This window comes from Methylobacterium iners, from assembly GCF_022179305.1.
Classification (GTDB): Bacteria; Pseudomonadota; Alphaproteobacteria; order Rhizobiales; family Beijerinckiaceae; genus Methylobacterium; species Methylobacterium iners.
The window spans coordinates 62,633-79,328 of the sequence record NZ_BPQP01000001.1 but is presented as its reverse complement, the minus strand read 5'-3'; the positions used below and the strand labels follow the sequence as shown (position 1 = coordinate 79,328).

Sequence of the window (16,696 nt, the reverse complement as noted above, 5' to 3'; positions counted from 1 at the left end):
CTGCGCCTACGAGAGGACGGAGACGATGGCGCCGACGGCCGTGGTCTCGGCCGCGATGACGTCGACGACGGCGAGGCCGTCGATCTGCGCGTGCGAGGTGTCGGCTTTCACGGCATACTTCCCGCCGTTCGCCATCTTGAGCATGACGATCCCGGCCGCGGAGCCGCCGGCGATGCCGATGCCGGTGCCTGGGACGACGGGGGTGCCAGGCGTGATGATCTTGGATTGCGAATAGACGACGTCGGCCATTGCTGGTCTCCGGTTGGTTCGAGCTGTGGGAGGGGGAGGCTTCGAGCGTGAAGGCGCCTAGAGCGGCTCTTCGATCACGTAGAAGGTCAGGCCGGCGTTGACCGAAGCGCCGAGGCCGGCGGGGGCCTGGATGAACTGGCCGAAGGTCGTGCCAGGCATGAGGATGAAGGACTCCTCGAGCTTGGTCGGCATGCCTCCGGTCGCGAGCCTACCGGCACCAGTCGGGTTCGCGTTGCCGGCCGCGTTGTTGAGACGGGTCGCGGAGACGAGAGCCTGCAGGGTCAGGAGGGAAGCTGGCCGAGGGTTCACGCCGTCGCGGGTGAGGTTCGAGCCGTTCGACGTGACGAGGCCGGTCGTGCCTGTCGCGTACAGAACCGGGAGCGCGATGCCGCCGTAGGAGAGCGGTGCGTTACCGCTCACGACGCTGTTGTCGAAGCGTCGCTTGGTGATGATGTGCCGCTTACCCGAATTGGCCGGGTTGGACATCACCACGTTCAGGAACTGCGAGGACCCGAGGGTCTGCTCTCCCGTCGTGAAGACGAAGTAGCGGCCCTCGAAGAGCGCTTGCTCGCGCCGCTCGGAAGAAGGGACGAAAAACCCGGCCATGACTACAGACCGACGCCAGGCGTGACCTCGAGGGCCGCGTTGCCCGTCTCGCCGAGCGTCGCGATGTGGGTGGTGTTGGGCGGCACGCTGAAGATCTCGACTGTGCCGGCCTTCAGGAGCACCGATCCCAAGGCGCCGCCAACGACCGGCTTCGTCGCGGCCACGGTGTCAGCCTTGCCGAACTCGACCCGGCAGTCGCTGGGGCCGTTGTTCACAATGCGCACCTGGTCGTTGGTGGCGAGAGCCGTGGCGGCCGTGGCTACGGTCGCGGCGATCGCGATGGTGCCCTTCGGCTTGGGCGCGAAGCTGTCGGTGGTGTCCATAGTCAGTCCTTGGGCTTGGCGGCTTCACGCTGCGCGCGGGCCAGGGTGAAGGCGATGCGGCGGGCCGCTGCCATCGGGCTCATGTCCCGGGTTTCGATCGGGGCGCCGTCCTTGCCCGTGAGCTCGTGGCGGTCCGGCGCGCTCAGTCCGAGGTGCTTGAACAGCAGGTCGACGGCGCGCTCCTTGGAGTGGAGCTTCATCTCCATTCCGTCCTTGGTGATCTTCACGCCGGCGTAGAGGCGGCGCGCGGCCGGGGAGGCCTTCGCGGTGTCCTTGAAGACGGCGCGGCCGATGCCCTCGCCGAAGCATTCCGGGCAGTCGGCATGCGGCTCGCGGTTGCCGACGTAGCCGATGCCGCCCTCCGGATCGAAGAGCGTCGTGGGCTCGCCCTTCTTGATCCGGGCCTCGTTGTCGAGGGCGTGGGTCGCCTCGGCGCGGACCATCTCGTTGCGCGTGCGCTGGTACCGGTGGTCCAGCCCCCAGCAGAACCGGCAGCAGCCAACCCGGTGCTCGATCAGCTCGTTGGCGTCGGTCCGCGCGATGTCGACGAGCTCGCGGAGGACCTGGTCGGCGGTGATCTCGACGCGCTGCGAGCGCTCGGCCTGGGCCGCGGCGATCGCGTCGGCGATCTCAGGTTTCCTCAGGTTCTCGTAGCCGGCCTGCGCGGCCGTCGCTTCGCTGTAGCCGGCTCGACGCGCGGCGGCCGAGGCGTTCAAGTCGATCAGGTATTCCTGGACGAACGCGGCCTGCTTGTCGGTGAGGGACATGGCTTACTGCGGGGGCCTGCCGCCGAGCGCCGCTGCCCAACGCGCATCGTTCCGCGCTTCGACGTCGGCCAGGGACTCGAGCTGCGGCGCGCCGATCTCCTTGAGCAGCTGGTGCCGGGTGCGAATGGGATTGAGCTCGCGGTGCGCGCGAAGCTCGCCGACGGCCGCCTCGTATTTCTCAGGCGCGATGGCCTGCAGCACGCCCTTTGACACCGGCTCAAGCGTGATGGTGGCGTTCTCGCGGTCCTCGACCACCACGCGATAGGTCGGGACAGTGTCGAGCTGGCCGGTGAGCTCGCTGCGCACTTCAACGGCGCCAACGATGACGACGACGTCGCCGTGTTTCAGGACGGGCATGTCAGCGGCCTCCGGAGTGTGAGCCGTGGAGGAACTCGCGCTCGGCCGGGCTGAGCGTCGCCCAGGCCTGGTCCCGGGCGGTCCAGATCCGTTCCGCATGGCGCATGTGGAAGGCCACGATTGCTTGGCGGCGAGCTTCGGCCTCGAGCTCGAGATCCCGCCACGGGCGGCGCGCGCCGAAGAACAGGTCGCAGGCGGCTAGAACCCAGTCGCGGAACATCAGCTCGCCCTCTTCTCGCAGCGGACCATGAGGTAGCGCTCGTCCTCGCGCCGCACGTCGAGGGCGCTGGCGCCGAGGGCCTGGCCCTGGCTCATGCACTCCATCGGCATGGCCACAGGGCGGACCACGACGTCGAGCGCGGACTCGCGCGTGCAGTCGGCCGGCGCCGTAGTGATGGCGCAGACCAGGATGACGGCGACGAGCTGCATCAGGGCATCGCCACCAGGACGTGGACGCCCCAAACGATCGCGGCGATGGCCACGAACAGGAGCGCGAGGCGCCAGGCCTCGATGATCGGGGGCTGCGGCTCGTCCGTGCGGACGAACTCGTCGACGAAGGTGTGCAGCATCACAGGCCCCAGATCAGGAGAGCGACACAGGCGAGGGAGGCCGCGGTCCCGATCGGGCCGATGGAGAACGCCACGCGATGATCGGCGCGGCGCGTCTCGAGCTCGAACGCCAGGCGGAAGGTCCAGTCCATCAGCGGCAGGCCCAACCGGCGAAGTAGCCCCAGACGAAGGCGACGAGCAGGGTCATCAATGCACCGTCCGCGAGATCGGGAGGCCCCACGCGACAGCGGTGCGAGGGCGGTGAGACAGCGACGCGAGGGCGACGCCGGCGAGGAGGAGGAGCGCGCAGAGCCGAGGCATCAGGCGTCCGCCTCGAGGACCTGCCAATCGCTGGCGAGCAGATCGGTTTGCGAGCAGAGCCACGGCACGCGATTTCCGCAGGCCGTGAACATGAAGACGTAGGGAAGCGACATCTTCGAGTGTGCATCCGGGACCTGGAGCTCCAGGTGCATCCGCTTCCCGTTCCATCCCTCGCGGGCCACACGCTTGCCCGCCTCGAGGGCGTCGATCGCAGCGCCGATCTTCATGTCAGCGCCTCCGGAACGGGACGACGTTGCCGGCGGGCTTCATCGCCGGCGCGGGGAGTCGGGCGAGCTCGAGCTCCTCGTCGGAGTACTCGGCGCCGTCCTCGGTAGCCGACGGCCGCTCATCGAGCTTGAGGATCATCTCCAGGATCCCGGACCACTCGGCGACCTTCGGGAGGCGGCCCTCGTCGAAGACGGCGCGATCGACCTCGAGGGCCTGGCGCTTGAGCGCGGCGATCGGCGTGACGGCCGAGACCAGCGCCAGGTTCACGGCGCGCACGCGCGTCGGGCAGTTGGGCTGCTCACACGACAGGCGCGTGAGCCTCGAGCAGACGGAGCAGACCGGCTCGTCGGTCATGTCAGCGGTGGCCCTTGAGGCCGAGCACGCGGCGGGTCGCGCTCTCGAGCGTCAGGCGGCGCAGCTTGCGCAGGACCTTGGGCGGCCTGCCCGCGATGTGGTCCAGGATCCGGAGCTGCTGCCGGCGAGCGAGCAGCACATTGCGATCCTCCTGCAGGCGCAGGGCGGCGGCGAAAGCGTTCATGCTGTGAGGGTTCCGTTCAGCCGATGATCGCGGCGTGGGCGCCTGGCTGGAGGACGTGCTGCTCGGTGCCTGTCCAGGTGAACAGGTACTCGATCGCGCCGCGATATTTCGGGTTGTCGAGCAGGTAGCTCACGCCGTCGTGGCGCCACTTCCTGCCCGTGGGGGACGGGATGCCGTCGGCGTTGAGGCCGTCGGCGATCGCCTGGAGCGTCCGCTTCGGCCGACGGGCCGGGCCGCGCTCCTTGAAGATCCGGCGGACGATCGCGGCTTGCTCGTCGACGACGACGAGGTTGCCGACCTGGTCCGTACGGTAGCCGTAGGGAGCTCGGCCGCCGGCGAACCCGCCGCGGCCGGCCTTGGAGAGCTTGCCGCCGGCGGTGCGGTCTCGGATCGTGAAGCGCTCGGACTCGGCCATGCCGGCGAGGATCGCGAAAACCGTCCGCCCCATAGGGGTTGCGGTGTCGATGGGCTCAGTGACGCTGCGGATGCCAACGTCGTGTCGCTCGGCGAGCTCGGCGACCGTGGTGACGGCGTAGCGGATCTCGCGGGCGAGCCGGTCGAAGCGGTACACCAGGAGGACAGAGACCCGCCCGCTTTCAGAAAGCTCCAGTACGCGAGCGAAGCCGGCTCGCTCTGCAGGTCGCGTAGCGCCTGAAACGCCCGCGTCTGTGACCACGTCGACGAGCTCATATCCCTGGCTTTCGGCGAAGGCGCGGACGGCGCGTTCCTGGGTCTCGAGGCCGAAACCCGTGGCGGCCTGCTCATCGGTGGAGACCCGGAGGTATCCGACGGCCCGGGTGGCAACGACCGCCTTGGCGGCCTCTTGGGTTTTTATTCTGGCCCGGTTGCGGCTGGTGCGCCGCGACCCTGAAAGCGCCTGTAAACCGCTGTCACTCATAGCGTTTTAGGCGTGGCCCTCGAGGGTTTGGGGAATTACCAGGACAATTCCCCAATCACGACATTTCGGATGGGTTTGATCGGCCCTACGATGGCTGCGTCACCGCTCACCCGGAGCTGAACCTTGACCGATTACAGACCCAGCCAGTCCGCCGATTATGCCCAGTACGCAGAGGCCAAGCTGATCGCGCTGCGGCGCCACGCCGTCTACGAGATTGCCAGCGATACGACTGGCAACATCGACCCGAGACCCATGATCGCCCTGCAGGAGGCTATTGAGGTGATCAGGCGCATCCGGAGCGACGAAGAGGCGATGGCGAACGAGGGCCAGTACCAAGTCTAACGCGGCTGCGGGTGCGGAGCTGGACGTCGAAGCGGACCTCGCCGAACTGGCGCCGGCCGGTGCCGAGGCTCAGACGCGGCGGTGTGCCGAGCTCGCGCGCGATCGACATGGAGAGGTTGATCATGCGCCGGCAGTGCGCGTCCTTGGCTTCCAGGTAGGAGGCCTGATCGGTGAAGCGGGCGCGGCTGAACGCCCGCGCCTCGTCCTCGATCGCGTGGGCGATCTCGTGAGCGGTCATGTGCAGCCGGCGATATAAGGGGGATAAAAACGAAAACGCCCGCGGGCCTTGCGGCTGCGGGCGGTCGTCTCGGACGGTGGTGTTGTGACGCGGAACGGCCGTCGGGTCAACGGCTCACGAGTGCATTGCCCCTGTTGAGCAGTCGTTCGATTTGAGCGGTGCTCTCCGTTACCTGCACTTGGTGGATACCTTGCCCAGAGGCCGTCGCGAATTTCAGGATCGTGAAATCCTCATACGGTTCGATGTTTGCAACCGTTGTCATGTTGACCAGGATTTTCTTGTCGTAGGATGTCAGTTCTAACCAGAGCATGCGCTTCCTCCTTGCAGAGGGAGCATCCTGGCATGCCTACTCCGCGGTGTCCTCGGCAGGGTGCCTTCCCCACAGATGCCCATGGCCGGCTGGGACCACACGGCCGCGCTCGTCGGTCTCCTCGCCGGTGGCGGTGCCGACCTCTGCGCGGATGACGCGATCGCCGTTCTCGTCCTTCACCACCAGCCCGCGGGCGGCGAAGGCCTCGTCCAGGACCTCGAGGAGGTACCGGAACCGGACGGCGATCTCGGTGACCTTGCGGTCGCTGGCGAGCATGTCCTTGGAGCGGACATAGTCCTTGATGGTGCCGCCGCGGCAGAGCAGCTCGCGGAGGAAGTGCGCCGGCGTCTCGCCGATCGCCGCGTGAACCCGGCGCATCAGGGCCTGAACCTCGCGGGCGTTGCTGATCGCGCGGATGAAGTCGAGGTCCAGCGTCTCGGGCCGGCGAGACGGGTCAGAGATCCGCACATCGCCATAGTCGACGTCGCCGGTGTTTCGGGCGCCGCTGGCCTTCTCGAAGATCGCTTGGACCTGGCGGGCGGTCTCATACTGCGAGACTGTGATGCGCCCGTTGGCGCGCTCGTGCTCGAGCACGTCGACCCGACGATTCACGGTCGCCTGGATGCGCTTGCCGGGCTCGTAGGGATCGGCAACGGCAGCGGTCACGCTGTCGTCCTTGAGGGTCACGACGATGCGCTTCTTCGGCTGGTCGATGGGAGTGCCGATGCCGAAGGCCTGCGGACCGCGGGCGAGGCCTACGCCTGGCGTGTAGGCGCCAACGGGATTGTACCGATCGCCGCGCGGGTCGCGCCGGCGTTCGGCCGACGGCTTCCGCTTCCGGACGGCCGAGATGCTGAGAAGTAGAGGGGACTCGGCTGCCTTCACTGCCACGGCGGGCCTCACTGCTTAAGAACAAGGCAGTCGTCGGGCTCCCGCTTTACGGGTGTCAAGCAAATGTTACTCGCCATCACTTGCCTGCGGCGTCGGCGCGGTTCTTGGCTTCGGCGATCCGTTCGCTTGCCCGCCGGCGCCGGTCCTCGAACGTTGAGCGAGGCCAGCGTTTTTCCGCACAGAACTGTGCGATCGATCCGCCGATATCGCCCCGGGTGGCCTTGGTCCGAGCCCAAATTAGGAGGGCGCGGAGCTCGTCCGATTTCGGGCCGAGCACGGTGACGGCAAAGGCGACAATGTCGAAGGTCGCGCTGGGGACGTTGCTGCCGGCGATCGTCGCCAAGGTGTTGCCCCGCGGCGCGTAGATCGCGGTCATAGGCATGGCTCGAAAGGCTGCGACGAGCCAATGATCGACGTCTGGCCCCTTCCAGTTTCCGGCAGGTGCAGATGGCGGGTCCGGCCCGGATGGGTTCAGCGACGCCCCCCGTTCACGAACGACCAGAGCGGGATGCTCTCGGCCGGGTTCGTCAGGCCGCGGTCCACCAGGCCGTTGACGAAGTGGATCTCGCCGGAAGCGAGCGCCTCGACTTGGTAGGGCGTGAAGGTGACCAGGGCGCCAGTGGAGTCCGCGCGGACCGCACCCATCCGGCGATGCACGCCGAAGAGACCGATATCGGTCCAGCCCGCCTCGATCGCGGCGACGCCCCAGTCGTCTAGGAACAGGAGCATGCCGGCCTGGACCCGCGGCCAGTGTCGCCAGGACTGACCCGGGCACGGGATCTTGTACGAGTCGATCAGCTCGATTTCTCGACGCCAGATCGCGACGGTTTCAGCCTCAAGGCCGAGCGCATATGCGAGCGCGGCGCTCATCGCGCGGCCTGCCGGCGGTCGAGGTTGGACATCAGCCGGCCGAGGCCGGGATCCGTGCCGGCTTCCCGCAGGCCGGCGAGCTGCTGGGCGAGCGCCTGGCGCTCGCGCTCCTCGGCTCGGCCGGGGACCGGCTCGTGCTCGATCGTGCGACCGTCGTTGAAGGCGTCGCCCCGATCGTCCAGCGGCACGCGCCGGGTTTTCAGGAACTCGGCCGCGGCCGCGGCCACCTTCGCCTTCTGCGCCTCGGTCGGTGGATCGTAGACCTCGGCCTCGAGGACCTGGCGCACATGGACGAGGCGGGCCCGGACCGCGATCGTGCCCGCCCGAACCTCCTCCGCCATCTCGGCCGGGTTCGGCCGGAACGTAGGCTTGCGCGGAATGAGCGGCCGGGCGCTGTCGAGGCGATCGACAGCCGCTTGAATCGCGGCCAGGGGGAAGCCGCTCAAGGCCTTCACGTAGCGCCCGTTGAGGGCGGCCGTGTTCAGGTCGCTCCCGCCGCGGCCCTGCTCGTATCCCAGGAGGTACTGGCCGACCACGGCCTCGATCGCCAGCTCGTCGTGGCAGGGCTCAAGCTGCGCCTCGAGGCGGGCGCGCACGTCGCAGAGCTGCTGCCTCTCCTGCGTCGTAGGCGCCGCGCCGCGCGGCACGCAGAAGCGGTGCGGAAGGACCGGATGGGGCTCCAGCCGCCCATGGAACGCCGAGATCGTCGCCTCGAGCTCCAGGCGCTTGACCGTTGCCACTGCCCCCGCCGTTTGCATCGTTCCTCTCCTTCAGCCTGCGTTGGACTTCGAGCATTCGGGCGGCTTGCCCGGTCGGGGCCTGCTGGCTCCCGGGTGGCGGGTCCTGGCCCTGGAAGCGGCGGCGCTTGATCTGCCGCTCGATCCACATCGAGGGATCGACCACCTCGCGCCGGTCGGCCTCCGCGATCAGGGCGGAGACGGTCGTCAGCTCGTCGAAGGTGAGGCTCAGCCAGTAGGCGATGGCGGCCCGGGCCGAGACCTGGCTCTTGCCCGTGATGGCGCACAGCGATCGAACCGCCGCGTCGACCTGCTTTCGACGATCCTGCCGGGCCTGGTCGTCGCGTTGCTCTAGCGGCAGTCCAGATTCGCGCTCGGCCGGAGTGCCACTCGTCTTCTGGTTCGAGTGCTGGTTCTGTGACGGTTCAAACGAAGTGAGTCCGGAACGTGCTTCCGGGGGTGCGGAACGTCCTTCCGGGGGTGAGGCACCAGATTCCGACCCCCCCGGAACGTCCTTCCGGGGGGTAGCCGTCATCGCGAGGAGCAATCGGTCGCTGGTGCGAGCGCCATCCTTCCGGAATCGCGCCTCGCACTGCAGGAAGCCGAGCTCCTCGAGCTTCGCGATCGCGGCCCGCACGGACCTGTCCGTGAACTCGGTCAGGTCGGCGATGGCCTTTTGGCTCGGCCACGCCTCGCCCTGGTCGTTGGCGAAGTCGGCGATCGCGAGCAGCACCGCCTTCGCCGTGGAGTTTCCGACGGTGACGGTCTTCGCCCATGTGCGTGCCTCGACGGACATGGCGGCTACTCCGCCGCCATGAGCAGCGGGGCCGACTCGTAGAGGTTCGTGAAATCAGGCCGCGGCTTGCGCTGGTTCGCCTCGCCGTAGGGCGGGAAGCTGCAGGCGCGCACCAGGTCGTAGAAGCCCTCCGGCTTCTCGCTGTTCTCGCCGACGGGCCAGTCGTGATCGGTGCGGGTGGAGCGCGCCGGCGCCCGGGTGCGCAGCTCCCCGCGCGTGGCGAAGAGGACGTGCTCGGTGCTGTTCCGGAAGTAGCGGCCGAGGCCGATGTCCGGCTTGGTCCAGGTATGCACCGTCTTGTAGGCGAAGCCCCAACCCGCGATCAGATCGCAGGCCACCGGCAGGACGTTGTTCGTGACCCAGAGGTAGAGGTGGCAATCGTCCTCCGCCCAGTCGGGCACGGGCATCGCCGCGATCTCGTCGACGGACTGCAGGGCGTAGGTATGCCCGGCAGCGGCCGAGATGTTGTCCTCGCCCCATGCGGGATCCAGGACGAGGGTGCGGAAGCGCCCCTCGATCGGGCGCAGGTTGAGCACTCGCAGCTCGTCCTGGGCGCGCAGGAGCTTGGTGTGAGGGCCGTTGACCTTGCCGGTGCGGTCCATCTCCTCGAGGAGGTGGCCGTAACGCACTGGGTCGGCCTCGGCCGCGCGGCAGACGTCGGCGATCTTCTCGACTTGGCGGCCGGAGATCCCGAAGTGGCGGCCGACGCGATCGCGGACGTCGGAGGGTCCGGAAATTTTCCGGCCCTTCGCGCCGAGCGACATGCGCTTGCGGCCCTCCGCTCGCTCCCGCTCCAAGAGGGCGAGGGCCATGGCGTGAATCTGACTGGGGAGGAACGTGGGGGCGGCCATTGCTAGGCCATCCCGAGCGCCTGGAGGTAGAGCTCCAGGATGGCTTCTTCCTCTTGCCGCTCGGCGTGGTCCTTCTTCCGGAGGCTCACGATTTTGCGAAGAGCCTTGAGGTCGAAGCCAACTCCCTTTGCTTCCGCGTAGACGTCTTTAATATCCGAAGTTAATCCGGCCTTCTCCTCCTCGAGCCGTTCTATTCGCTCGATGAAAGATTTCAGTTGATCGGCAGCAACTGACGACGGGTCTACTTGCCCGGATGGGCGATCTGTGCTGTTCATTGGGGCCTACGCAAGAGACGAGATCGACACCGCCCGGCCCGCGCTGACGACGTGGGCCGGGCCTTTTCGTTGGGGCTATGCGGCTGCAGTCGCGGGCTTCTTCGCGAGGGCCTTGAGCTTGGTCTCGGCGGCGCCGAGACGCTTCTCCAGGTCGGGGAGCTCGCGGACGGCGGCCTCGATGGCTTCGACCTGCTCCGTGAGCGGGGCCAGATCGACCGTTGCGCCGGCGGTGCTCGCCTGGAGCGCGGCGTCGGCCGCCTTGCGCAGCTCGCCCATGTCGTTGCGGATGGTGTCGAGCTGCTCGCCGAAGGCCCTGTGCAGCTCGGCCGCCTGCTCTGTCAGGAGCTCGGAGAAGTTCTCGCGAACCTCCTCGAGGTCCTTCACCTGGCCCTTGCCGCCGGCAATGTCGCTGAGCTGCTCGCGCATGTGCTCGGCGAGGAGCTGCAGAAAGTGCTTGGCCTGGTGCTCGGCGAGGTCGGTCGCCTGCACGAGCATTTTCACGAGATCGGACACGGTGCTCTCCGGGGTGAAGCGCGGGACGCGCGGAAGCGGCGGGAGGGTCAGCGCGCGGAGGCCTGGACGGCGTCGTCCTGGCCGCGGGCGGCATCGGCCGCGGCGGCGAGGCGCTGGCGGAGCAGGTAGCCTTCCAGCGCCCAGATCTTGTTGCGGGCGTTCTCCCGGGCGATCCGCTCGCCGATCTGAGGATCGAAGTTCTCAGGGCTGGCGGCGGCGCTCTCGCCGGTGACCGTGAACCCGTTGCGCAGGGTCAAGGCGCACACGATCAGCGTTGTGCCCGGAAAGCGGTGGTAGGCCTCGCCGACGATCGTCGCGTCGATATCGCCCGGGGTGAGCCTCGGTGCGGTGAGCCCTCTGGCCTGGATCTCGCGCTCGATGGCCTGCTCGTTCGTCGACATGGTCGGGTCTCCTCCGGATGAAGGGCGACGCGACCGCGCCGCCCGATGGACGTGGGTCTAGCGGCCGAGGCGCGGGATCTTCCCGGCCCAGAGCCGGGCCGTGTCCAGGTTCGTCATCGTGACGGAGGCCTCCCGCGAGGGGCCGAGCTTGGTGAGGGTCTCGCGGAGGATGCCGAAGAGGGAGTCGACCAGATCCGCGCCGGTTGGCCGATAGCCACCCTCGAAGGGCCCACGCGGCGAGAACGCGATGTAACCCTCCGGGTGCGCCTCGTCGGGCTCGTACCGGACCAGCATCGAACCGGGCTCGGGCTCGCCGCGCGCTGTGATGTTGGCCGGCACCTCGATCGGCGACCGGTATCCACCGACGTCGACGATCGCGATGTGGCGCCCGTCGTCCCGTTTCTGCAGCTCGACGAGGGGATAGGCCTCCACCAGCTTGTGGGAGACGTGGGTCGGTTTGAACGGCGGCATGGGCGCTCCTCAGACCCGGCCCAGCGCCGGGCAATCCAGGTGGGCGGCGGCCTCTCTTGCGCCGCGGCGGAATAGGACCCGCTCAGTCACGGGCTTCGTTCGCCGTCCGGCCGCCGGTGCGATCCCAGAGGCGGGGGTCCCACTCTCGGGGTGGAGATGCAGGCGGCGAACGGCCGTTGGGGCCGACCGGCCACGACAGCCGCGGATCGATCCGATCAGCCAGCCGCTCGATTCCGCGAACGGGGATGAGGAGGGCCCGTGCGAACAGGCGCAGCAGCGCGCCCGAGGCCGCGCGCAGGAACCGACCGATGCCGCCGGCCTTCATGGCCCCGCTCCATCGAGACGCGCCTGTAGGTCGGCGATCTCACATCGAAGGCGACGAGCCTGTTCCTCGCGCGCGGCACGATCGAGCCAAGCCGGCGGGTCCGTCATCACCGCACAGGCGAGCTCGGGTCCGTAAGCGGTGAGCAGGCGCAGGAAAGCCCAGGAGGTCGGCGCCGAGCCTCGGTCGAGCCACTTCGCGATGGTGTTGGCGGAGATACCCGTATCGGCCGCGACGTTCTCGGCCGTCTTGGTCGGGTAGACCTGGCGCAGGAACGCAGTGGTGCGCTCCTGGACAGTTGTACGTTCGGCATCACCCAGTTGGGCGACGACAAGGTGCGACTTTCCCATGGCTCTCCTCGATGCTGCCGGCATCGAGGGTGAGGCAGGGGAGAGCATGCCGCGCATGGTCGGGGCGAACGACATCTCAGCGCCTCGCATCGCGATGAACGAGAGACGCAGACGCGCGATCGGACGGGCTGGGGAGCGCAGGCCGAGCGCGGAGGTACGAAGCGAACGCGGGCCGCGTGGACAAGTCGACACGCGGCCCGCGCCGCTTACCATCGGAGGTGCGAACCAACCCGATGGAGCTTTGAATGACGGAAGAACCGAACGATCCGATCGTGTCGTTCAGCGGAGACGAGGGCGAGGACAGCACCATCACGGTGACCCTCGACGAGCCGGACGCGCAAACTCGTCTAATAATTCACTGCCCAGGCATTTTAGGCCCGCAAGCAGATCCGTCAGCGAGCCCGCACCTCCTCGTGGAGCGCGTCCTTCGCAGCCTTCTGGAAGGGATTGCTCGACCGTCAGTTCGAGCCTCATTCCAACGGGAGTAGACCACACCGACCACCGCAGGACGGCGGGGTCCTTACCTCCTGTCGTCCTGCCTTGGTGCAGTCGTCGGCCAAGGGGAGACGGCTCGCCCCGACTGGCCACCGCCACACCGGGCAGGATCGACCTGGTTTCGGACGTCTCCAGGTCGCCCGCAGCTGGTGCAGCGCTCGCCGCGATGTCTCCGCGAAGCTTCACGGCCCTCGTATGATCGGCGCGGTCGCCAGCCTGCAGGGTCCTGATCCGCGCATCGATGCGGTCGTTCAGCCAGGCCGAGATGATCGAGAGGGGCCAGCGCATCACGCAGCCCGCTCGGGCTGCGGAGTCTCTGGGGCATCCCAAAGATCAGGCCTGAGCTTCCAAAGCGGGATGCCGGTCACGTCTCTGATAGCCCGCGCTAGTTCAGGCGAAGGCTGCTGGTCGCCGGTCTCGATGCGCGAGATCGACGCCTTCGACCGCCCTACCAAAGCGGCGATGGCGTCGAGACTCAGGCTCTCGGCTTCCCGGTATTCTCGGAGAGGATGCGTCGTCATGGCCGACATGGTTACGTTGCACGTAACCGAGTCGTCAAGCGGTTGTTGCGTGGGATGTGGACGACGCTTGTTTACACCTCGTGTAACTTCCCGAAATGCCGAGGAGAGTTAAAGGTGACCGCGCGCGGGGACGACACTTCATCGCGGAGTGGCGGGCCTATCGTGGCCTTACACAAGAGCAGCTTGCTGAGCGTATGGCGACGACCAAGGCGAGTATATCTCGAGTTGAAAACTACATTTCTAGCTACACGCAGGATTTCCTAGAAGCTTGTGCTTACGCGCTGATGTGTGAGCCCGCTGACTTAATCATGCGCAATCCGCAAGATACGAGCGCACCCTGGTCATTATGGGAGCGCGCCAAAGAAGCTGAACGTGAGCAGATAGTGACCATCATGCGGGTTATAGTGGGTGATAAGACAGGAACGGACGGCTAAAAACAACCAAAGGCGCGAGGCTAAACCAATGATCGACGGTTACACGAAGATTGTCTTGACCATAATCGCCTTGTCACTATCAGCCCTTGCATTGAAGCCCGCGATCCTACCTGCCCAGGCGCAGTTGAACGGATGCGGTTCAAGCAGCCGCAATCCTTGTTACATCGAGATGTCGAGCAAGGGCTGCGGAGCCTTCAACGATCCTTGCTACATCAGAATGGATCGGTAGCGCGCCTTCATCAGGGACAGTCGCGTAAAGCGGCTGTGGCGTCAGCAACTTTGCAGCCCCGGAGCCCCGCCTACGCGGGGCTTTTGCGTTTCTGCCTACACCCTAGAACCGGGTGCAAACGACAGCCTCCGGAAAGTTTCGTCTGACGCAACATTGCGCTTGACGTTCAGGTTACGTCGAACGTAACGTAGCTCCATCGCCTCCCCGCGATGGAGCCCCGCCCGTGCCCTTCTCCCGCCACAGCCGCCGCGGCGCCTGGAAGCTCCCGCTTCCGGAAGGCCCGCCGACCACCGCACGAATCCTCCCCACCCAAAGCCCCGCGATCATGCGGGCGATCGCGGCGGTTCAGGCTAATGCCGAGCGCTACGCCGCGGAGCGCCTGGCCGTCCGCGAGGCCTTCGGCATCACGGAGCCGGTGCCCTTCGAGGGCCGCTACGGACGGGTGGCGTGATGGCCGGCCCCCGTCGCCTTTCCCCGAAGAAGATGCAGATCGCTTGCGATCGCTTCAACGCGAAGCACAGCGTCGGCGACACCATCGGCGTCTGGCCCGGCGCGATCGGCATGGGCACGCTTCACGTCGTCAGGATCGTCGAGCCTGGCGCCCACGTGTTGAGCGGCCACACCGCGGTTGTTCAGGTCAGTGGCGGCCACGGCTGCATCGCGCTGACCCACGTCGTCGACATGCGGGGAGCCGAGAAATGGTGACCGTCTCCTTCACCGCCGCCGATCCTCGCGATCCAGACGGCGAGCGCACGCTCGACATCGAGTTCACGATCGACAGCTACGGCTGCCCCGGCAACACCTTCGGCCTGCCCGAGGACTGCTACCCGGCCGAGCCGGCCGAAATCTCGGTCGCCTCGGCGCGCGACATCACGGGCGCCAACGTCCTCTCGCTCCTGACGACGGACCAGCGCGAGGCGATCGAGACCGAGATCCTGGAGCGGCACGACTTCGATCGGAGCCACGACTACGACCCGCGCGAGGACTGGTTCTGATGCGCCAGCACCTCGCCCTCGCACCCTATCCCAATCGCGACATGCTCGACCTCGTCATCGACGGGATGCGGGCCGGCCTCGTCTACCGCGAGCCTGAGACTGGGGAGTGGTGCGTCGCCCTCTCCCACGGCTCGCCCGGAAGCCTCTGGTTCCGCTGGGCCGACGTGCCCACGCCGCTCCGCGAGGCCGCCTCCGAATGGCACGCTAGCCTCGCCGACCTCATCGCCGCGCTGTCGATCAACGCGCGTGAGGTCACCACCCCCCGCCTGCAGAGCGCCGCGTGATGGCCCCCTCCCTGATCTTCGTCGCTGGGCCGCTGCTGCTCGCCGCGATCTGGACCGTCCACGAGGTGGCGACCCGCCTCGTCGGCGGCGCGGAGACGCCGGCCGACACCGTGGAGACCGCCCAGGCGATCGGCGGACACATCGTCCGAATCCTCGCCTTGGTGCCGGGCTTCATCACCGGCGCCGTCGCCTTCCTCTTCGGCCTGTGGGTGCGCCGGTGAGCGCCGCCCTCGACCAGATCCCGCCGGCTGTCGCCGCGCAGTGGCTGCACGACCGCTTCGTGTCGGTCGACTCCGTCGCCCAGGACACCCGCATGGCGGAGCACCTCTTCGAGGTCTTCCGCGCCAACCACGCCCGCCGCAACCGCGCGCCGACCGACTTCGACGCGGTGCGGGCCGAACTCGCCAAGCTCCAGGAGGAAAGATGAGCACGCCCGCCCTCAAGCAGGACGTCGCCACGCGTGACGAGCCCACGCCGCCCGCGCCCACGGGGGAGCCGGCCACCATCCTCTCACTGATCGAGCGGGCGGCCCGCGACCCGAGCGTCGACCTCGACCGCATGGAGCGGCTGTTCGAGATGCGGGAGAAGATGCTCGCCCGCGAGGCCGAGACGGCGTTCAACGCCGCAATGAGTGCGGCGCAGGCCGAACTGCCCCAGGTCCTCCGCCGAGCGGAGAACAGCCACACCAATTCGCGTTACGCGAAGCTCGAGCACATCGCCCAGGCGATCACCCCGATCTACACCAAGCACGGGTTCAGCCTGTCTTTCGACACGGTCGATTGCCCTCTCGCGGGCCATTACCGGTTGGTCTGCAAGGTGGCCCACGCCGGCGGCTTCTCACGCAGCCACCAAGCCGATTTGCCGGCCGACGGAGCCGGCGCGCAGGGACGGGCCAACAAGACGGGGATCCAGGCCTTCGGCTCCACCATGAGCTACGGCCGACGGTACCTCACGCTCCTCGTTTTCAACGTGGCCCTCACCAACGAGGACAACGACGGCAACCGGGTCGCTCCGGCTGACGAGGGCGGGGACGAGTTCGTCTCCGACGAACAGGCCGAGACGATCCGGCGGCTGATCGGAGAAACACGGTCTGACGTGAACCGCTTCCTCGGGTTCATCGGAGCCGAGAGCATCTCGGACATTCCGGCCAGCAAGTTCCAGTTCGCCGTCAATCAGCTCAAGCGCAAGGCGGGGCGCTGATGTTCGGTCCGGGCGGAATTCCAGGCGCAGTAACCCACGGGTCCAACCGGCGCGGACGGCGCGCGCCGGAATATACCTGCTGGTCGGGGATGCACTCCCGATGCACCAACCAGAAGCTTGAGGCGTACAAGTACTATGGCGGTCGCGGCATTAGCGTCTGCGCCGCCTGGAAAGATTTCTCGCAGTTTTTGGCCGACATGGGGCCACGGCCATCGCCGGCGCACTCCATCGAGCGCTTGGACAACGACGGCAATTACGAGCCCGGCAACTGCGTGTGGGCCACTCGTGAGGTCCAGAGCAAGAATAAGCGACCCCGTGCGGTGAAGACTACCTGCG

Annotated in this window: 36 protein-coding genes and 1 pseudogene; 9 read left to right on the top strand and 28 right to left on the bottom strand. The window is 67.5% G+C overall.

What is annotated here, in order from left to right:
* Nucleotides 1–6: 6 nt before the first annotated feature.
* From MFF55_RS00510 to MFF55_RS00420, 19 genes are all read right to left on the bottom strand, one after another.
* Nucleotides 7–249 (bottom strand): hypothetical protein, encoded by a 243-nt coding sequence (locus MFF55_RS00510; protein WP_238242028.1) that lies wholly within the window; start codon nt 247–249, stop codon nt 7–9.
* Nucleotides 250–306: 57 nt separating this feature from the next.
* Entirely contained in the window at nt 307–855 is a 549-nt protein-coding gene (locus MFF55_RS00505) for a hypothetical protein (RefSeq protein WP_238242021.1), read from the bottom strand.
* Between the two features lie 2 nt (nt 856–857).
* Nucleotides 858–1,178 carry a hypothetical protein gene (locus MFF55_RS00500; protein ID WP_238242019.1) on the bottom strand — a complete coding sequence of 107 codons (321 nt, stop codon included), beginning with the start codon at nt 1,176–1,178 and terminating at the stop codon, nt 858–860.
* Nucleotides 1,179–1,180: 2 nt separating this feature from the next.
* Nucleotides 1,181–1,945, bottom strand: coding sequence for a terminase small subunit (locus tag MFF55_RS00495; RefSeq protein WP_238242017.1), 765 nt, complete (start codon nt 1,943–1,945; stop codon nt 1,181–1,183).
* A 3-nt stretch (nt 1,946–1,948) separates the two neighbouring features.
* On the bottom strand, nt 1,949–2,302 hold the full coding sequence (locus MFF55_RS00490; RefSeq protein WP_238242013.1) for a hypothetical protein: 354 nt from the start codon (nt 2,300–2,302) through the stop codon (nt 1,949–1,951).
* Between the two features lies 1 nt (nt 2,303).
* Complete coding sequence (locus MFF55_RS00485; RefSeq protein WP_238242011.1) at nt 2,304–2,522, bottom strand: hypothetical protein; 219 nt, start codon at nt 2,520–2,522, stop codon at nt 2,304–2,306.
* Nucleotides 2,522–2,731 carry a hypothetical protein gene (locus MFF55_RS00480; protein WP_238242009.1) on the bottom strand — a complete coding sequence of 70 codons (210 nt, stop codon included), beginning with the start codon at nt 2,729–2,731 and terminating at the stop codon, nt 2,522–2,524. Before MFF55_RS00480 ends, MFF55_RS00485 begins: the two co-directional genes overlap by 1 nt.
* Entirely contained in the window at nt 2,731–2,871 is a 141-nt protein-coding gene (locus tag MFF55_RS00475; RefSeq protein WP_238242003.1) for a hypothetical protein, read from the bottom strand. The genes MFF55_RS00480 and MFF55_RS00475 overlap by 1 nt, the downstream gene beginning before the upstream one ends.
* Complete coding sequence (locus tag MFF55_RS00470; protein ID WP_238242001.1) at nt 2,871–3,017, bottom strand: hypothetical protein; 147 nt, start codon at nt 3,015–3,017, stop codon at nt 2,871–2,873. The genes MFF55_RS00475 and MFF55_RS00470 overlap by 1 nt, the downstream gene beginning before the upstream one ends.
* Before the next feature lie 153 nt (nt 3,018–3,170).
* Nucleotides 3,171–3,398, bottom strand: a complete 228-nt coding sequence (locus MFF55_RS00465; RefSeq protein ID WP_238241999.1) for a DUF2829 domain-containing protein — start codon at nt 3,396–3,398, stop codon at nt 3,171–3,173.
* Between the two features lies 1 nt (nt 3,399).
* Nucleotides 3,400–3,753 (bottom strand): hypothetical protein, encoded by a 354-nt coding sequence (locus MFF55_RS00460; RefSeq protein ID WP_238241996.1) that lies wholly within the window; start codon nt 3,751–3,753, stop codon nt 3,400–3,402.
* Nucleotide 3,754: 1 nt separating this feature from the next.
* A complete protein-coding gene (locus MFF55_RS00455; protein WP_238241994.1) occupies nt 3,755–3,937 on the bottom strand; it encodes a hypothetical protein in 183 nt (60 codons plus the stop codon).
* 16 nt (nt 3,938–3,953) lie between these two features.
* Entirely contained in the window at nt 3,954–4,835 is an 882-nt protein-coding gene (locus tag MFF55_RS00450) for a recombinase family protein (RefSeq protein ID WP_238241993.1), read from the bottom strand.
* Nucleotides 4,836–5,118: 283 nt separating this feature from the next.
* Entirely contained in the window at nt 5,119–5,415 is a 297-nt protein-coding gene (locus tag MFF55_RS00445) for a hypothetical protein (protein ID WP_238241990.1), read from the bottom strand.
* 106 nt (nt 5,416–5,521) lie between these two features.
* Complete coding sequence (locus tag MFF55_RS00440; protein WP_238241989.1) at nt 5,522–5,725, bottom strand: hypothetical protein; 204 nt, start codon at nt 5,723–5,725, stop codon at nt 5,522–5,524.
* Between the two features lie 36 nt (nt 5,726–5,761).
* Complete coding sequence (locus MFF55_RS00435) at nt 5,762–6,616, bottom strand: hypothetical protein (protein WP_238241987.1); 855 nt, start codon at nt 6,614–6,616, stop codon at nt 5,762–5,764.
* 76 nt (nt 6,617–6,692) lie between these two features.
* Nucleotides 6,693–6,992, bottom strand: a complete 300-nt coding sequence (locus MFF55_RS00430; RefSeq protein ID WP_238241986.1) for a hypothetical protein — start codon at nt 6,990–6,992, stop codon at nt 6,693–6,695.
* A gap of 95 nt (nt 6,993–7,087) precedes the next feature.
* The gene (locus MFF55_RS00425; protein WP_238241983.1) at nt 7,088–7,486 is read right to left on the bottom strand and encodes a hypothetical protein; all 399 of its coding nucleotides are present in this window, start codon (nt 7,484–7,486) and stop codon (nt 7,088–7,090) included.
* A complete protein-coding gene (locus MFF55_RS00420; RefSeq protein ID WP_238241979.1) occupies nt 7,483–8,244 on the bottom strand; it encodes a hypothetical protein in 762 nt (253 codons plus the stop codon). Before MFF55_RS00420 ends, MFF55_RS00425 begins: the two co-directional genes overlap by 4 nt.
* Nucleotides 8,245–8,266: 22 nt before the next feature.
* Between MFF55_RS00420 and MFF55_RS00415 the strand changes: the two genes are divergently transcribed.
* Nucleotides 8,267–8,578, top strand: a complete 312-nt coding sequence (locus tag MFF55_RS00415) for a hypothetical protein (RefSeq protein WP_238241974.1) — start codon at nt 8,267–8,269, stop codon at nt 8,576–8,578.
* 300 nt (nt 8,579–8,878) lie between these two features.
* On the opposite strand, the pseudogene MFF55_RS27030 reads toward MFF55_RS00415, so the two are convergent.
* From MFF55_RS27030 to MFF55_RS27025, 9 genes and pseudogenes are all read right to left on the bottom strand, one after another.
* Nucleotides 8,879–9,019 (bottom strand): annotated as a pseudogene (locus tag MFF55_RS27030) (helix-turn-helix domain-containing protein); the annotation flags it as partial.
* 5 nt (nt 9,020–9,024) lie between these two features.
* Nucleotides 9,025–9,831: an MT-A70 family methyltransferase gene (locus tag MFF55_RS00405; protein ID WP_238241972.1), complete on the bottom strand. Its 807-nt coding sequence runs from the start codon at nt 9,829–9,831 to the stop codon at nt 9,025–9,027.
* Nucleotides 9,832–9,872: 41 nt separating this feature from the next.
* Nucleotides 9,873–10,145 carry a DUF2312 domain-containing protein gene (locus tag MFF55_RS00400; protein ID WP_238241971.1) on the bottom strand — a complete coding sequence of 91 codons (273 nt, stop codon included), beginning with the start codon at nt 10,143–10,145 and terminating at the stop codon, nt 9,873–9,875.
* Between the two features lie 75 nt (nt 10,146–10,220).
* Complete coding sequence (locus tag MFF55_RS00395; protein WP_238241967.1) at nt 10,221–10,658, bottom strand: hypothetical protein; 438 nt, start codon at nt 10,656–10,658, stop codon at nt 10,221–10,223.
* Between the two features lie 47 nt (nt 10,659–10,705).
* Nucleotides 10,706–11,059: a Gp49 family protein gene (locus tag MFF55_RS00390; protein WP_238241966.1), complete on the bottom strand. Its 354-nt coding sequence runs from the start codon at nt 11,057–11,059 to the stop codon at nt 10,706–10,708.
* A gap of 57 nt (nt 11,060–11,116) precedes the next feature.
* On the bottom strand, nt 11,117–11,530 hold the full coding sequence (locus tag MFF55_RS00385; protein ID WP_238241964.1) for a hypothetical protein: 414 nt from the start codon (nt 11,528–11,530) through the stop codon (nt 11,117–11,119).
* Nucleotides 11,531–11,612: 82 nt separating this feature from the next.
* Nucleotides 11,613–11,855, bottom strand: coding sequence for a hypothetical protein (locus tag MFF55_RS00380; protein WP_238241962.1), 243 nt, complete (start codon nt 11,853–11,855; stop codon nt 11,613–11,615).
* Entirely contained in the window at nt 11,852–12,202 is a 351-nt protein-coding gene (locus MFF55_RS00375; protein WP_238241961.1) for a hypothetical protein, read from the bottom strand. Before MFF55_RS00375 ends, MFF55_RS00380 begins: the two co-directional genes overlap by 4 nt.
* A gap of 782 nt (nt 12,203–12,984) precedes the next feature.
* Nucleotides 12,985–13,218: a helix-turn-helix transcriptional regulator gene (locus MFF55_RS27025; protein ID WP_373874683.1), complete on the bottom strand. Its 234-nt coding sequence runs from the start codon at nt 13,216–13,218 to the stop codon at nt 12,985–12,987.
* A gap of 95 nt (nt 13,219–13,313) precedes the next feature.
* Between MFF55_RS27025 and MFF55_RS00370 the strand changes: the two genes are divergently transcribed.
* The 8 genes from MFF55_RS00370 (at nt 13,314) to MFF55_RS00335 (ending at nt 16,360) form a co-directional block, all read left to right on the top strand.
* Entirely contained in the window at nt 13,314–13,652 is a 339-nt protein-coding gene (locus MFF55_RS00370) for a helix-turn-helix domain-containing protein (protein ID WP_283206680.1), read from the top strand.
* 452 nt (nt 13,653–14,104) lie between these two features.
* On the top strand, nt 14,105–14,332 hold the full coding sequence (locus tag MFF55_RS00365) for a hypothetical protein (protein WP_238241958.1): 228 nt from the start codon (nt 14,105–14,107) through the stop codon (nt 14,330–14,332).
* Nucleotides 14,329–14,586 carry a hypothetical protein gene (locus tag MFF55_RS00360; RefSeq protein WP_238241956.1) on the top strand — a complete coding sequence of 86 codons (258 nt, stop codon included), beginning with the start codon at nt 14,329–14,331 and terminating at the stop codon, nt 14,584–14,586. The genes MFF55_RS00365 and MFF55_RS00360 overlap by 4 nt, the downstream gene beginning before the upstream one ends.
* Nucleotides 14,580–14,876 (top strand): hypothetical protein, encoded by a 297-nt coding sequence (locus tag MFF55_RS00355; protein ID WP_238241954.1) that lies wholly within the window; start codon nt 14,580–14,582, stop codon nt 14,874–14,876. Before MFF55_RS00360 ends, MFF55_RS00355 begins: the two co-directional genes overlap by 7 nt.
* Nucleotides 14,876–15,160, top strand: a complete 285-nt coding sequence (locus MFF55_RS00350) for a hypothetical protein (RefSeq protein ID WP_238241953.1) — start codon at nt 14,876–14,878, stop codon at nt 15,158–15,160. The genes MFF55_RS00355 and MFF55_RS00350 overlap by 1 nt, the downstream gene beginning before the upstream one ends.
* The gene (locus MFF55_RS00345) at nt 15,160–15,381 is read left to right on the top strand and encodes a hypothetical protein (RefSeq protein ID WP_238241952.1); all 222 of its coding nucleotides are present in this window, start codon (nt 15,160–15,162) and stop codon (nt 15,379–15,381) included. The genes MFF55_RS00350 and MFF55_RS00345 overlap by 1 nt, the downstream gene beginning before the upstream one ends.
* The gene (locus MFF55_RS00340; protein WP_238241951.1) at nt 15,378–15,587 is read left to right on the top strand and encodes a hypothetical protein; all 210 of its coding nucleotides are present in this window, start codon (nt 15,378–15,380) and stop codon (nt 15,585–15,587) included. Before MFF55_RS00345 ends, MFF55_RS00340 begins: the two co-directional genes overlap by 4 nt.
* Complete coding sequence (locus MFF55_RS00335; RefSeq protein ID WP_238241949.1) at nt 15,584–16,360, top strand: ERF family protein; 777 nt, start codon at nt 15,584–15,586, stop codon at nt 16,358–16,360. The genes MFF55_RS00340 and MFF55_RS00335 overlap by 4 nt, the downstream gene beginning before the upstream one ends.
* The last annotated feature ends 336 nt before the right edge of the window (nt 16,361–16,696 follow it).